The organism is uncultured Flavobacterium sp. (genome assembly GCF_963975515.1).
Lineage (GTDB): Bacteria > Bacteroidota > Bacteroidia > Flavobacteriales > Flavobacteriaceae > Flavobacterium.
On record NZ_CAXBGY010000015.1, the window covers coordinates 1 to 14,776 of the forward strand.

General features: G+C 29.3%; 18 protein-coding genes. 11 read left to right on the forward strand and 7 right to left on the reverse strand.

Annotated elements, in window-relative coordinates:
• The first annotated feature begins 83 nt into the window (after window positions 1–83).
• The 7 genes from AAC008_RS13525 to AAC008_RS13555 all read left to right on the forward strand — a co-directional run bounded on the left by AAC008_RS13525 (window position 84) and on the right by AAC008_RS13555 (window position 4,529).
• Window positions 84–539: a hypothetical protein gene (locus tag AAC008_RS13525; RefSeq protein ID WP_339889903.1), complete on the forward strand. Its 456-nt coding sequence runs from the start codon at window positions 84–86 to the stop codon at window positions 537–539.
• Between the two features lie 164 nt (window positions 540–703).
• Entirely contained in the window at window positions 704–1,282 is a 579-nt protein-coding gene (locus AAC008_RS13530) for a hypothetical protein (protein ID WP_339889905.1), read from the forward strand.
• 181 nt (window positions 1,283–1,463) lie between these two features.
• A complete protein-coding gene (locus tag AAC008_RS13535) occupies window positions 1,464–2,276 on the forward strand; it encodes a hypothetical protein (protein ID WP_339889907.1) in 813 nt (270 codons plus the stop codon).
• Between the two features lie 169 nt (window positions 2,277–2,445).
• Window positions 2,446–2,832 carry a hypothetical protein gene (locus AAC008_RS13540; protein WP_339889909.1) on the forward strand — a complete coding sequence of 129 codons (387 nt, stop codon included), beginning with the start codon at window positions 2,446–2,448 and terminating at the stop codon, window positions 2,830–2,832.
• Window positions 2,833–3,021: 189 nt separating this feature from the next.
• Entirely contained in the window at window positions 3,022–3,375 is a 354-nt protein-coding gene (locus AAC008_RS13545; RefSeq protein ID WP_339889911.1) for a hypothetical protein, read from the forward strand.
• Window positions 3,376–3,494: 119 nt separating this feature from the next.
• The gene (locus tag AAC008_RS13550; RefSeq protein WP_339889913.1) at window positions 3,495–3,800 is read left to right on the forward strand and encodes a hypothetical protein; all 306 of its coding nucleotides are present in this window, start codon (window positions 3,495–3,497) and stop codon (window positions 3,798–3,800) included.
• Window positions 3,801–3,968: 168 nt separating this feature from the next.
• Window positions 3,969–4,529 (forward strand): hypothetical protein, encoded by a 561-nt coding sequence (locus tag AAC008_RS13555; protein WP_339889915.1) that lies wholly within the window; start codon window positions 3,969–3,971, stop codon window positions 4,527–4,529.
• Window positions 4,530–4,720: 191 nt separating this feature from the next.
• On the opposite strand, the gene carB is transcribed toward AAC008_RS13555, so the two are convergent.
• Both carB and rpmH read right to left on the reverse strand, forming a co-directional pair.
• The gene (gene carB, locus AAC008_RS13560; RefSeq protein ID WP_339889917.1) at window positions 4,721–7,576 is read right to left on the reverse strand and encodes a carbamoyl-phosphate synthase large subunit; all 2,856 of its coding nucleotides are present in this window, start codon (window positions 7,574–7,576) and stop codon (window positions 4,721–4,723) included.
• A gap of 200 nt (window positions 7,577–7,776) precedes the next feature.
• The gene (gene rpmH, locus AAC008_RS13565; protein WP_035665819.1) at window positions 7,777–7,938 is read right to left on the reverse strand and encodes a 50S ribosomal protein L34; all 162 of its coding nucleotides are present in this window, start codon (window positions 7,936–7,938) and stop codon (window positions 7,777–7,779) included.
• Between the two features lie 153 nt (window positions 7,939–8,091).
• Between rpmH and AAC008_RS13570 the strand changes: the two genes are divergently transcribed.
• Window positions 8,092–8,607 carry a DUF2892 domain-containing protein gene (locus tag AAC008_RS13570; protein ID WP_339889919.1) on the forward strand — a complete coding sequence of 172 codons (516 nt, stop codon included), beginning with the start codon at window positions 8,092–8,094 and terminating at the stop codon, window positions 8,605–8,607.
• A 169-nt stretch (window positions 8,608–8,776) separates the two neighbouring features.
• Here the strand turns inward: AAC008_RS13570 and AAC008_RS13575 are convergent, their stop codons facing one another.
• Together AAC008_RS13575 and AAC008_RS13580 are read right to left on the reverse strand one after the other, a co-directional pair.
• On the reverse strand, window positions 8,777–9,652 hold the full coding sequence (locus AAC008_RS13575) for a lytic transglycosylase domain-containing protein (protein ID WP_339889921.1): 876 nt from the start codon (window positions 9,650–9,652) through the stop codon (window positions 8,777–8,779).
• Window positions 9,636–10,319, reverse strand: a complete 684-nt coding sequence (locus tag AAC008_RS13580; RefSeq protein ID WP_339889923.1) for an alpha/beta hydrolase — start codon at window positions 10,317–10,319, stop codon at window positions 9,636–9,638. The genes AAC008_RS13575 and AAC008_RS13580 overlap by 17 nt, the downstream gene beginning before the upstream one ends.
• Window positions 10,320–10,368: 49 nt before the next feature.
• On the opposite strand from AAC008_RS13580, the gene AAC008_RS13585 reads away from it, so the two are divergent.
• On the forward strand, window positions 10,369–10,650 hold the full coding sequence (locus AAC008_RS13585) for an N-acetyltransferase (RefSeq protein WP_339889925.1): 282 nt from the start codon (window positions 10,369–10,371) through the stop codon (window positions 10,648–10,650).
• 64 nt (window positions 10,651–10,714) lie between these two features.
• Here the strand turns inward: AAC008_RS13585 and mtaB are convergent, their stop codons facing one another.
• Complete coding sequence (gene mtaB, locus AAC008_RS13590) at window positions 10,715–12,043, reverse strand: tRNA (N(6)-L-threonylcarbamoyladenosine(37)-C(2))-methylthiotransferase MtaB (protein ID WP_339889927.1); 1,329 nt, start codon at window positions 12,041–12,043, stop codon at window positions 10,715–10,717.
• 135 nt (window positions 12,044–12,178) lie between these two features.
• Between mtaB and AAC008_RS13595 the strand changes: the two genes are divergently transcribed.
• Window positions 12,179–12,472, forward strand: a complete 294-nt coding sequence (locus tag AAC008_RS13595) for a hypothetical protein (protein ID WP_339889929.1) — start codon at window positions 12,179–12,181, stop codon at window positions 12,470–12,472.
• On the opposite strand, the gene AAC008_RS13600 is transcribed toward AAC008_RS13595, so the two are convergent.
• On the reverse strand, window positions 12,473–13,648 hold the full coding sequence (locus tag AAC008_RS13600) for a GlmU family protein (RefSeq protein WP_339889931.1): 1,176 nt from the start codon (window positions 13,646–13,648) through the stop codon (window positions 12,473–12,475).
• A gap of 102 nt (window positions 13,649–13,750) precedes the next feature.
• Window positions 13,751–14,005, reverse strand: a complete 255-nt coding sequence (locus AAC008_RS13605) for a type B 50S ribosomal protein L31 (RefSeq protein WP_026716933.1) — start codon at window positions 14,003–14,005, stop codon at window positions 13,751–13,753.
• Between the two features lie 237 nt (window positions 14,006–14,242).
• On the opposite strand from AAC008_RS13605, the gene AAC008_RS13610 reads away from it, so the two are divergent.
• Complete coding sequence (locus AAC008_RS13610; RefSeq protein ID WP_339889933.1) at window positions 14,243–14,773, forward strand: DUF4199 domain-containing protein; 531 nt, start codon at window positions 14,243–14,245, stop codon at window positions 14,771–14,773.
• Window positions 14,774–14,776: the final 3 nt, after the last annotated feature.

The following is a 14,776-nucleotide window of genomic DNA, read 5'->3' on the forward strand; positions in this document are numbered from 1 at the left end:
TTGTTAAGGCTTGGTTATCAATCAGCAAAACTGAAATAAAGCCGCGAAACGTTGTGCACAATTAAAAAACTACACGAAAAAATATGGGTATTTTAGATTTACTTTTTGGAGAAAAAATTATAAGACAAGATGATTTTTTTGGTAAAATAGAAAGTGAAAAGACTCGAAAAAAAGATATAGCTAAATCTTTAAGTTGGAGTTTTAATAAGAAGATTGGAAGTTTTAAAAATGAAACGTACATAATTCTTGAAGGAAATTATAATAATATAAATCCATCACAAAAAGTTGAATTAAAATATTTTATTGAAAATTTTGATTCTGTTTATTCTTTTGAAGTTGACAAATTGATTGAATCAGAAAGTAAATTTTCCATGTATAAAAATTGGAGAAATAATTATTATATATCTTTTATTTGTCCTTTGTTAGATTCTAATACAAATTTTGAAATCAATTTTGAACCAATTAATGAGAAAACTGAAAATGGCTATTTTAGTGTTGAATTAATAAATCGAATAGTTAAAAATATTGAAACTATATAAAACTGTGCACAACAGCGGTTTTGTTCAATGGCTTGGGCTTGGTTTTTCCTTCGGAAAAACCTCTATGATTCGTAATTTTGTTTTATATTTGCTTTGGTCAGTGTCTAACCAAAGCCACTGAAACAAAGCCGCAAAACGTTGTGCGTCAGCTATGAAAAACCGAAATGAAAACAAAAATTCAAATTTTAATTTTACTACTTTTTTCAATTAATTCTTTTGCTCATAAAGACAAAGTTTTTTTTGAAACCTATGGAAATGTAAAAGTTTATATGAGAACCGGATTTGATTATTCTGATATTGATAAAATTAAAATTATAGGTAAATTATCTGAAAAACTATCAAAGAATCTCAATTACAAAGACACTATTTTTGTTGAATATATTCAAGATTACACAGATTATTATTCTGACGATTTATATATTTTAGAGTATAATAATTCTAATTTCAAATTAGCTAATGGTTTTAAATCTCAAATCTCATCAGAAACTAATAATAGTGGTTTATCTGTGAGAATTTACGCTGACAGAATTAAAATTCTTGATATTTTAAAATATGTAGAATATCTTATAAATAATAAAGAAGAAACCAATAATTATTTAACTCGAAAAAATATTGGATATAATCATTATGAAGAACAGCAATATTTAGGAAATAGCGTACAAATAGGAATTGGAGGAGTTTATTTTGTCGAAATAGAAGATGAAACTTTAGGGAAATTATTAATCCAAGAAATTGATAAATAAAAAAAACATCGCACAACAACGGTTTGTAGCAATTGCTTGGCTTGGTCTTTGTTTGAATTTTCTCCGAAAATTCATTAGGAGTTTTGTACTTGTGAAATTAAGTGCTAAATTTACGCAACTGCCACAAGCCGCTAACCGTTGTGCGTCATTTTGGGCGTAACGAATAAAAATCAACCGTATTTTGAAAAAAATAACTAATTATTCTAATGAAAAAATCTTTGAAAGATTATTGAAAAATAAGTCAACAAGGAATTATTGGAATTATATTAGTGAATTAAGAAAACGAAAATCTAAAGACATATTTGAAAAATCTTTTTTATTCACAAAATCTGAAAATATAAAAGAAAAAATAATTGGAATAAATGTTTTAGCTCAATTTGGTTATCCAAGATTGCATAAAAAAATTATACTAAAAAGATTTTTTGAACTTTTAAAAACTGAAAAAGATAAAAAAGTTTTAAGTTCTATTCTCTACGCAATTGGACATAATAATGAAAACTTAACAGTCAACCAAATCAATTTTATCTGTTCTTTCAAAAAAAATAGAAGTGTTCTAATAAAACACAGTCTTATTTCTGCAATTTTATCAAAAACAGAAAATTTAGCAATCAAGACGCTTATTGAATTGAGTAATGATAAAGATTCTGATATTAGAGATTGGGCAACTTTTGGTTTAGGTACTCAAATTGAAATAGATAATTCCGAAATTAGAAGAGCTTTGTGGGAAAGAGTGAATGATAATGATGAAATAACTAGAGAAGAAGCAATTTTTGGATTAGCTAAACGAAAAGATATTAAAATAAAAGAAATTTTAATTAAAGAGCTTAAAAAAATAGATGAATTTGGTTCTTTAATTTTAGAAGCAATTGAGGAATTTCAAGACAAAGATTTTATAAAACTTATAGAAAAACAAATTTCTGTAAATAGAAAATTAAAGACTGTTAATGAGGAATGGCTAAAAAACACATTAGAAAAACTTAAAGAAATAGAATAAAAACGAACGCACAACAACGGTTTTGTCCAATGGCTTGGGCTTGGTTTTTCCTTCGGAAAAACCTCTATGATTCGTAATTTTGTTTTATTTTTGCTTTGATCAGTGCTTAATCAAAGCCACTGAAACAAAGCCGCAAAACGTTGTGCGTAATATTTAGAAACCCTACAATATGAAAACATTTTTAACTTTTATATTCACATTAACATTTGGATTGATTTACGGTCAAGAAAAAAACAAAACCGAAAAAGATTCGATTGTTTGGACAAAAGTAACTTGTGAAAAAGGAATAGAAGACGCTAAAATTGACGCTGAAAAAGGGACTTATAAATGCTTATCATACGGACTTATGTTCGAAACAAATCCTGAATTGAATAAATTCATTAATGATTATCGCAAAAAAAAATATGGTATTATAACACGAAATGGAGGCTGTGTAATTACCGACTATTCTGAATGTTATTTAAAAACAATGAAAGAGTTGGTGTTGAAAAAATTTGGAGAAGATATTTTCGAAAAGTCTCGAAAAGAAGCCGAAGATCTTTACTCTAAAAAATAATACTACGCACAACAGCGGTTTTGTTCAATGGCTTGGGCTTGGTTTTTCCTTCGGAAAAACCTCTATGATTCGTAATTTTGTTTTATATTTGCTTTGGTCAGTGACTAATCAAAGCCACTGAAACAAAGCCGCAAACCGTTATGAGCAATAATAAAACAACATGGAGAATTCAATAACTTAATACAACAAATGAAAACAATATTTCTATTTATTATTATAACTTTTATTCCAAATTTTGTAATTGGTCAAAAAACACTTTTCGACTCTTTAAAAGTAGACAATACAACAAAAATTATTGGTAGAATTCCTCATTACGATAAAAGTAAAACTTATGAAATGTATAATTTTATAATTGAAGATTCGACCAAAATTATTGACTTTATAAAAAATATAAAGTTAGGAAATGAAGTTCCAAATTCATCAGAGAAACCAAACTTTAAACTAACAGTTGTAAAAAACAATAAAGAAATTGGTTCTTGGACAATTAATCCAACTCTAAAAAGTGCAATGACTCATGATGGAAAACATATAAATTTGACTTAAAGCAAATATCAGATTTAAACTTAAATTTTACATTTAATTATATTCATGAAGTTAAAGTATTTAGTTCCAAAACAGAATATGAAAATTATTTAATCGAACAGAAAAAAAATATAAACTTTTTGTTTGATTACTCGCCACAATTTAAATACGAAGGTAGTTTTGAGATTGAATTTAAAAAATCTTCAAAATTTTCGAGCCCAAAAGCTATAAGTGAATTTTTAACACCTTATATTGAAAAAATTATAGAAAAGAATGAATATCGTTTAATTTACGCAGTAAATGAGAAAAACAAAAAAAATAGAGACCAATATACAATGACTATTCAAGGTCCTAAAAAATTATTCAAAGAGCTTAAAGTTAAAAAATTAACAAATGAAAATTGGGAGGATATTATAGAAAAGGGACATTTCTTTTATAAACAATAAACTACCGCTAACAACGTTTTTGTTCAACGACTTAGGCTTGGTTTTCCTTCCAGAAAAGCCACTATGAACCAGAATTTTATCTATATTTGTTATGGTCAGGTATCAATCACAAACATTCGACCCAAAGCCGAAAAATGACGTGTGCAAGCAAAAAACATAAACAAACTGATGAAATCACTAATCACTTTTACAATATTTTTTTCTTTCTTCACAGTAATGGGACAAAAGTTTCATACCGAGTTTAAATACGATGATTCTATAAATAAAGTTATTACGATTCAGAATAGTTATCCAAAAGGGGGACAAAAATATACCGCACAAAATGGTAAAGAATATGTTTTTGCAATATTTTGGACTTGTATAACAAATGAAACTGACACTAACTTAGAAATTAAAATAAAATTATCGAGTGATTCATTCATTATTCCTTCTTCACCAAATGTAAACTTTAATTTGTATTTTCCAATTGAAAAAATGACACTTGAAAAAGAACCCTTACCAAATTATGGTTTGGATTTAAAATTATTTTTAGATAAAAACATTGACAAACCGACCGAATTTACAACAAGTATTTCACAAAATGACTCACATCTTTTTTATATCGTTGCAATTTCTAATCAAGGAATAAATGGTGTGGTACGAGCGGGTTTTGAATTACAAAAAGAAAAACTAATTTATAAAATTAATAACCACGAAATTAGTTGTGGACAAATAATTACTATAGAATAATAATTTCAACCATAAAGTATTCATTTTAAAAATGATTTAAACGAAATATAGCGGAAAATCTAGTACAAAACTCAGTTTATTAAATCAGGTAAAAAATTACTTATCTCATCAGAAAAAGATGTATATGTGCTACTCGCACATTTTTTAGAGTATAATGAAAAAGTCCCCAATTACGAGGACTTCTATTTATATTACTTACTCAAATACATTTTACGTCTTGAGTACAATTCGTAGAATTGATCATCTTTTAAATCATCAATAAACAAAATACTTTCCCCAGTTGATTTCATTTCTGGTCCTAAAGCTTTGTTTACATTTTTAAACTTACTAAAAGAAAAAACAGGTTGCTTAATTGCATATCCTTTTAATTGTGGATTGAATTTAAAGTCAGTAACTTTATTATGCCCCAACATTACTTTAGTAGCATAATTTACGTAAGGCTCACCATAAGCTTTTGCTATAAAAGGAACCGTTCTTGAAGCTCTTGGGTTGGCTTCAATGATATAAACAGTATCATCTTTAATAGCAAATTGCACGTTTATTAATCCAACTGTTTTTAAAGCTCTTGCAATATTGTATGTATGTTCTTTTATTTGTTGCATTACAAATTCACCTAAATTAAATGGTGGCAAAGTTGCGTTACTATCACCTGAATGTACACCACAAGGCTCAATGTGTTCCATTATTCCAATTATGTAGACATTTCCGTCAGCATCACAAATTGCATCAGCTTCAGCTTCTATTGCTCCATCTAAATAATGGTCTAATAGTAATTTATTTCCTGGAATTGACTTTAATAAATCAATTACATGCTCTTCTAATTCTTGCTTATTGATTACAATTTTCATTCCTTGTCCACCTAAAACATAAGAAGGACGAACTAATAATGGAAAATCTAAAGTATCTGCTAAAATTGAAGCTTGTTCAGCACTTTCAGCAATTCCGAATTTTGGAAAAGGAATATTTAAGTCTGTTAATAATTCAGAAAAACGACCTCTATCCTCAGCTAAATCTAGTGCATCAAATGAAGTTCCTAATATCTTAATTCCATATTTTGATAATTTTTCAGCTAATTTTAAAGCCGTTTGACCACCTAATTGAACAATAACACCTTCTGGTTTTTCATGACGAATAATGTCGTAAATATGTTCCCAAAAAACTGGTTCAAAATATAATTTATCAGCTGTATCAAAATCAGTAGAAACCGTTTCAGGATTACAGTTAATCATGATGGTTTCGTAACCACACTCTTTAGCCGCTAAAACTCCATGCACACATGAGTAATCAAATTCAATTCCTTGTCCGATTCTATTTGGACCAGAACCTAAAACAATTACTTTCTTTTTATCCGTTACTACACTTTCATTGTCAACATATATAGTTCCGTCTGGTTTTTGAATTTCAGCTTCAAAAGTTGAATAATAATAAGGTGTTTTAGCTTCAAATTCAGCAGCACAAGTATCAACTAATTTATAAACTCTTTTGATATTTTGCTCATCTCTTAACTTATAAACTTGACTTTCTAAACAACCCATCATGTGAGCAATTTGTCTGTCGCCATAGCCTTTTTGCTTCGCTTCAAGCAATAATTCTCTTGGCAAAGTATCAACTTTATATTTCGAAATTTCTCTTTCTATATGAAAAAGTTCTTCATATTGTTTTAAGAACCACATATCAATTCTTGTGATCTCGTGAATTCTGCTTAATGGAATTCCCATCGCAATTGCATCATAAATTACGAAAACTCTGTCCCAACTTGCAAAAGTTAGTTTTTCTATGATTTGTTCATAGTTTTTATATCCTTTTCCGTCAGCACCAAGTCCATTACGTTTAATTTCTAACGATTGTGTAGCTTTATGAAGCGCTTCTTGGAACGAACGTCCAATTCCCATCACTTCACCAACTGATTTCATTTGAAGTCCTAGTGTTCTGTCTGCTCCTTCAAATTTATCGAAGTTCCAACGTGGTATTTTCACGATTACATAATCTAAAGTTGGTTCAAAAAGAGCCGAAGTTGATTTTGTAATTTGATTTTGTAATTCATCTAAATGATATCCTAGAGCTAATTTTGTAGCAATTTTTGCAATTGGATAACCTGTAGCTTTTGAAGCTAAAGCTGATGAACGAGAAACCCTTGGATTAATTTCAATTGCAACTATATCTTCTTTTTCATCTGGTGAAACTGCAAATTGTACGTTACAACCACCTGCAAAATTTCCAATAGAACGCATCATTAAGATGGCCATATCTCGCATTTTTTGGAAAGTTGTATCTGATAATGTCATTGCAGGTGCAACTGTGATACTATCTCCAGTATGAATTCCCATTGGGTCCATATTTTCGATAGAACAGATAATAACTACATTATCATTTTTATCTCTAAGTAATTCTAATTCATATTCTTTCCATCCTAGAAGCGCTTTATCAATAAGTACTTCGTGAATTGGAGACATTTCTAAACCATAAGATAGTTTTTCGTCAAATTCTTCTTTAGTATGCACGAATGCAGCTCCAGTTCCTCCTAAAGTGAACGATGGACGAATTACTAATGGAAATCCAAATTCTTGAGCAATTTCTTTTCCTTGCAAGAATGAAGTTGCGATTTTAGCTGGTGCTGCTCCAACTCCTAATTTTGCTAAAAGTTGTTTGAATTGTTCTCTGTTTTCAGTGATGTTTATTGCATTTACATCAACTCCAATCATTTTTACATTAAAATCTTTCCAAATCCCTTTATCTTCAGCTTCTAAACAAAGATTTAAAGCCGTTTGTCCGCCCATTGTTGGCAAAACTGCATCAATTTGCGGGTGTTCTTTTAAGATTTGAATTAATGATTTTGTAGTTAAAGGCAACAAATATACATGATCAGCCATTGAAGGATCTGTCATGATGGTTGCAGGATTTGAGTTTATCAAAATAACCTCAACTCCTTCTTCACGTAAAGAACGTGCTGACTGTGAACCTGCATAATCAAATTCACAAGCTTGTCCGATTACAATTGGACCTGAACCTATAATTAAAACCGATTTGATTGAATTGTCTTTTGGCATTGTAGTGTGTTGTTTTATCTGAACTTGTTTCAGATTCGTTGTTAGTTGTTATTGTGTAGTTAAGTTGTATGCTCAAAAATAATCTCTTTACTTGAATTTTGAAGCTTTGAGATTTGAAACTTATTAAATTTTATAAACAAGTTTAAAAAAAAGCCGCTACTAATAAAAGTAACGGCTTGATATTGATTAGTAGCTAATCATTATTTTTTATGTCTTGGTTCGCAAGATACAGTCAACTTGTGTCTTCCTTTTGCTCTTCTACGCGCAAGGACTTTTCTTCCGTTTGGAGTACTCATTCTATCCATAAACCCGTGTTTATTTCTTCTTTTTCTTTTCGATGGTTGAAACGTTCTCTTGCTCATTGCTTTATATCTTTAAAATCTATATTTATTTTTTTGTTATAGCTTCCTATAAATCGAGTGCAAATATACAAAGCTTTTTTTCATTTACAAGTAGTTTTTAAAATATTTTTTAGTTAGAATTTATTACCTTTGCTTCAAATTAAAAAATACAGTATGTTTAACAAGAATATCAAATTAATTTTAGCAGGTTTAATCATTGCTTTCGCTATATATCAATTTATAGAAGGTAATATTGGAAACGGGATTTTCTTACTCCTTTTTTCAACAATTTTTATTTTCTTATATTTTAAGAATGAGTTGATTTTATTGGCTTTCTTGAAATTGAGAAAACAAGACATGGATGGAGCAAAGGCTTGGCTAGATAAAATTAAAAACCCAGAAACTGCTTTAGTCAGAAAACAACAAGGTTACTATAATTACCTTAACGGGATTATGGTTTCTCAAACAAACTTAACTTTAGCTGAAAAATATTTTAAGAAAGCTATTGAACTAGGTTTAAGTATGGATCAGGATTTAGCCCTAGCTAAGTTGCAATTAGCCGGAATTTCTTTAACAAAAAGAAGAAAAATAGAAGCTACTAAATATTTGAATGAAGCTAAAAAGCTAGACAAACACAATATGTTGAAAGAACAGATTGTAATGCTAAAACAACAATTGAAGAAGATTTAGTTAGTAGTTAGCAGTTAGCAGAAAATAAAAAATCACAAATTAGATAAACTAGTTTGTGATTTTTTATTTAATTCTATTTTAATCCGTTTACTCAAGCCGAACAGCAATGAGTTTTAGAAAACTTGATTTCTCTTTACTAAAATCGGTTAACTAATTACTCAATAATTTTTTATTCTGGAACTTCAATCAAGTAAGTTTTTCCACTAGGAACTGTTAATTTTTTATCTCTTAACCACTGGTTTAAAACTTTTATTGTTTTGTAATTTGTTCCTTGTTCTTTAGCAAACACAGCTAAATCATCTATTGAATTTTCTACTACTACTTTTTTAGTAGGTATATTAACATAAAGTTCATTTTGAGGAATATCAAAACCATATTTTGGAGAATTTTTCATGATTTCTTTTAAAGCTAAAATTCTAAATACATAACGACCTGTTTCTTCATAGAACAAAGCGTCGTAATAACTTGAAACTTGTTGTGCTTCTAAAACTCTATTAATTCCAGCCATTCCACCATTATAAGAAGCTGCTACTAGTGTCCAGTTTCCAAATTTCTTGTAAGCATCATTTAAATATTTACAAGCAGCTTCTGTTGACTTCTCTAAATGGTAACGTTCATCAACATGATCTGTAACTTCCATTCCATATTCTTTTGCTGTTGCTGGCATAAATTGCCAAACTCCTCTTGCTCCAGCTGGCGAAACTGCATTTACTAAACTGCTTTCAATTACGGCCAAATATTTAAAATCGTCTGGAACTCCATTTCTTTTTAAAATAGGCTCGATTATAGGAAATACTTTATTTGCACGTTTAATTACAAGAGTTGTATTCGAATGATAATTAATATTCGTAACCATTTCTCTATCTAAACGCTCACTTACATCATTGTCAGTTGTTGGAACAGTTTCTCCAGAAAAATTCATTAGTGTAGGATAAGGTACCGTAGGACTAGTTCTAGCTATTGTAGTGGAAGCTGCATAAATAAACATACTGCTTATAGCCATGATTCCTGTTATTTGTAACGCTTTTTTAAGTTTTTGGTTCATCTTCTTCATTGTTTAAAATTAATTTGGGTAAATTTTCATTCAGCCATTTATACTTCATTATCACTAAAATATGCGTTGCACCTTTCACTACAATACTATTTTTAATGTGTCTTATTGGAAAAACTGCATCTGAATCACCGTGAATATGTATCACATTTTCATCAGGTTTCGTTCTCCGCCATAAAATTACGTTTTCTATTGCCCAATCCAAATATTTTTTGTCACGCATTTGCAAATATTTTTCATACAGTTTTAAACGTCTTGTGACTAAATTCTCGCCAAAAGCATATTTCGCCAATGCATCCATATTAGAAATTAACTGCGTTGGAATAACTTTATAGGCTTTTGTAGACTTTGCAATTTTCATTCGCAAGGGTAATTCTGCATTCGATTTTATACTCGAAACAATAATTACTTTTTTTGTTTCTATAAGTAATGCCATTTCTTGCACTATAATTCCGCCAAAAGAAACTCCAATTAACACTGGATTCTTATGTTTTATTTCCTTAGTCATACGAAAAGCATAATCCTCAATTGACTCATTATCTAATGGCAAAAACCATTCCAAATAAAAAACTTCAAACTTTTCTTCTGGCAATTTTATATGTTCAAAAATAGTTGAACTTGCAGCCAAACCTGGCATTAAATAAACTGGTATCTTACTCATGGGATATGTGAAAAAGTTTCGTAACTTTGTAAAACAATATATATTTAAAATGGAAATCAAAGATAACGAACTTTTAAGACAATTTGAAATAACAACTGACACCGGTTTAGTTGCCATTGAATATTCATTACAAGACCGTAAAATTTTTTTAACAAAATTTTGCGAAAATGAAAATCTTGATATTGAAATACAAGATGAATTTATTAAAAATGTTTTAGCAATTGCCGAAGAAAGAAAATTAAAGGTTGTACCGACACACTTAAGACTTATAAAGTTTTTTAGAAAAAATAGACGTTATAGAGAATTACTTCCTCCTGGATTAAAAATATAAACAACAACAAAATGCTCTTTTAAATTAAGAGCATTTTTTTTATATGTTAATTTATAATGATTCCTTAAACCTCAACATTTAAAAACTCAAGTCTTACACTACCATCATCATCAATTTTAGATAATTTAATTTCGTGTAAAGTATTTGCTAATTCAGGATTCCAAGGAGTTTTTACTTTGACGTAATTTTCGGTAAATCCATGAATGTACCCTTCTTTATTTTCGCTTTCGAACAAAACAGTTCTGTTTGTACCAATTTGACTTTCATAAAAAGCCCTACGTTTCTTAACAGATAATCCACGTAACATTTTACTTCGCTTTGCACGAACATTCTTCGGCACTACTCCATCCATTTCGGCAGCTTCAGTATTATCTCTTTCTGAATATGTAAAAACGTGTAAATATGAAATATCTAAATCATTTAAGAAATGATATGTTTCAAGAAAATGTTCATCAGTTTCACCAGGGAAACCAACAATTACATCCACACCAATACAAGCATGAGGCATCACTTCTCTAATTTTATTGACTCTATCCACATACAATTCCTTCATATAACGACGTTTCATTTTCTTTAAAACTTCGTTATTCCCAGATTGTAAAGGAATGTGAAAATGCGGTACAAAAGCTCTTGATTTTGAAACCAATTCAATGGTTTCATTCTTTAATAAATTTGGCTCTATGGATGAAATTCGCAAACGTTCAATTCCTTCTACCTTATCTAATTCAGTTACTAAATCTAAAAAAGTATGTTCGTGTTTTTTATTTCCAAATTCACCTTTACCGTAATCACCAATATTTACACCCGTTAAAACAATTTCTTTGATTCCTTTAGCAGCAATTTCGGCAGCATTTTTTAAAACACCTTCCATAGTATCACTACGAGAAATTCCTCTAGCCAATGGAATTGTGCAATAAGTACACTTATAATCACAACCATCTTGTACTTTTAAGAAAGCACGCGTTCTGTCCCCAAATGAATAACTTCCTACATAAAAATCAGCCTCTTCAATTTCACAGGAATGCACTTCACCCATGTCATTTTTAGACAAATCATTAATATAATCTGTGATTTTGAATTTTTCTGTTGCTCCTAAAACCAAATCAACGCCATTTACATCAGCTAATTCTTCGGGTTTTAATTGCGCATAACATCCAACAGCTGCAATAAATGCTTTGTCATTGGCTTTTAATGCCTTCTTAACTATTTGCTTGAATTGTTTATCTGCATTTTCAGTAACCGAACAAGTATTTATAACATACATATCAGCTACTTCTTCAAAATCTACACGTTCAAAACCTTCGTCTTGAAAACTTCTGGCAATTGTTGAAGTTTCGGAGAAATTTAATTTGCATCCTAAAGTGTAGAATGCGACTTTTTTTTTGTTTTCCATAAGTAAACTCAATTGATGAAATCGTTGTCAAAAAATTGAGATTGCAAATTTAAGAATTTTTTAAAACAAAACTGTCACAGATTTAAAATTGTAACATTTTTATTAAAATTGCGTATAATTACTAAACTCAAAATTATGTCAGGTGGCGGAGCAATATCTAGTATGGTTACTTCTATTAGAAACAATAGACGTGATAGAAAATCGAAATTAGAAAAACTTAAAAATACTTCTAATAATCGAGAAGATTTTATTGACTATAAAAAAGCATCACCTGAATTATTACGAAAAATTAGAACAAGACTTCAAGAAGATAATAAAGTAAAAAATAAAAAAGCTATTATAAAAACAAGTGTTATATTAATTTTGATATTTATTATAATCTATATATTTAATAAAAATTGGCAAGCAATATTAAATTCTACAAACTAACTACTCTTTTCTAAACTTTTTAGTTTCCTCAAAAATATGTTCCATTATTTTGGCATCTTCTTCTGTGAATTCAATTTTTCTTCTACCCATAACAATTTTAGCTGTTTCAAAAGCTTTTTTAGTTACATACGTTGTGAATCCAGATGCTCCACCCCAAGAAAAACTTGGCACAAAATTACGTGGAAAACCTGAGCCAAATATATTTGTTGAAACCCCTACAACTGTTCCTGTATTGAACATTGTATTAATTCCACATTTTGAATGATCACCCATCATTAAACCACAAAACTGCAATCCAGTTCGTGCAAAACCTTCAGTTTCATAACTCCATAAACGAACCTCATCATAATTATTTTTAAGGTTTGAATTATTGGAATCGGCACCAATGTTACACCATTCACCCAAAACAGAATTACCTAAAAATCCATCATGACCTTTATTTGAGTATCCAAAAAGCACTGAATTATTCACTTCTCCACCAATTCTAGAATGTGGCCCAACAGTTGTTGCTCCATATACTTTAGACCCTAATTTTACTTGAGCTTCTTCACAAAGTGCAAAAGGTCCACGGATTACAGAACCTTCCATTATTTCCGAGTTTTTTCCAATATAAATTGGTCCAGTTGATGCGTTTAGGGTCACAAATTCTAGCTTTGCTCCTTCTTCAATAAAAATATTTTCTGGTGCAATTACGTTTACGCTCTTAGGAATGATTTGCGATTTCCTATCTTGAGTTAAATAATCAAAATCTTCACGAATGGCAATATCATTTTTCTCAAAAATATCCCAAGTGTTTTGGATTTGGATTATTTCATCTTCAAACTCAATTAAATCATACGTATCAAAATCAACTTCTTCTTGAGTATCATTTGTAAAGAAAGCAACAATCTCTTCCTGATAAACTATAGCTTGATTCGTTTCTAGGTTTGAAACCATTTCTACTAAAATTTCATTAGGCAAGAAAGAAGCATTAATCATTACATTTTCTTCCATTTCAACCATTGGAAATTTTTCCATTAAATATTCTTCAGTCAAAGAAGTTGTTGTGTATCCTAAATACATTTCCCATTTTTCTCTGATAGTTAAAATTCCAACTCGAATATCGGCAACTGGCCTTGTAAAAGTAAAAGGCAGTAATGCATTGCGAACGGTTCCGTCAAAAAGTATATAGTTCATGGTTGATTGCGATTTTTAAATTGCGAGTTCAAAGTTACAAAAGTTTATTCCATAAAAAAACCTTCCAAATTGGAAGGTTTTAAATATTTAGAAAAATTTCGATTATTTTTTATCGAATTTTGCGTATTTAGTTTTGAATTTATCAATACGTCCTGCAGTATCAATAAGTTTAGATTTACCTGTGTAAAAAGGGTGAGAAGTTCTAGAAATCTCCATTTTATAAACTGGATATTCAACACCTTCGTGCTCAATTGTTTCTTTAGTTTCTACTGTCGATTTTGTAATAAATACATCTTCGTTACTCATGTCTTTGAAAGCTACTAATCTGTAATTTTCTGGGTGGATTCCTTTTTTCATCTTTGTAAATCTTTTTTTATTTGTTGGCTATAAACCGTTCTGAAGCTTTCTCGTTTTATTGAAAAAGGTATAAACGTCTACAACTTTTTGTTTATAATCTTAATTATTTTGAGAGTGCAAATTTACACTTAATTTTTAATTTACAAGCACTTCTGTAACTTTTTTTATTTTTTATTCACTTATATAGGTAAACTTTATTATTTCTATATTTGTACATTAATTAAAAACAAACTAACCATGAACGAAATTATCAAAAAGAACGGAATTACTTTTGGAATAATTGGAGGATTAATATCTATTGCAATTACACTATATGCTTATTTAATTGATTTAACCATTTTTGGTTCATTGTGGTTATTACTTTTTATAGTAATCTTATATATAGTAATAAATATAATTTTATTATCAAAAACAAAAAAGGAATTAAATAACAGCTTTTCATTTAAAGAAGCCTTTACTACTTTTTTTATTAGTATGGTTATAAGCGTCGTTATGTCAGTTCTTTTTAATATTATATTATTTAATCTTATCGATTTAGAGTTAGCCGAAAAAGTTAAGCAAGTTGCTATGGAGTCAACTTCTAGCCTTATGAAAAAATTTGGAGCTCCAACATCTGAAATTATTAAAGCCGTAAAAGAAATAGAAGAATCTGACAACTATAGTATAGGTAAGCAAATTCAGGGGCTTTTTATGAATATTGTAGTAAGTTCGATTTTTGGATTAATTTTCGCTGCTATTTTCAAAAGTAAACCAAAAGAACAATTTTAACTA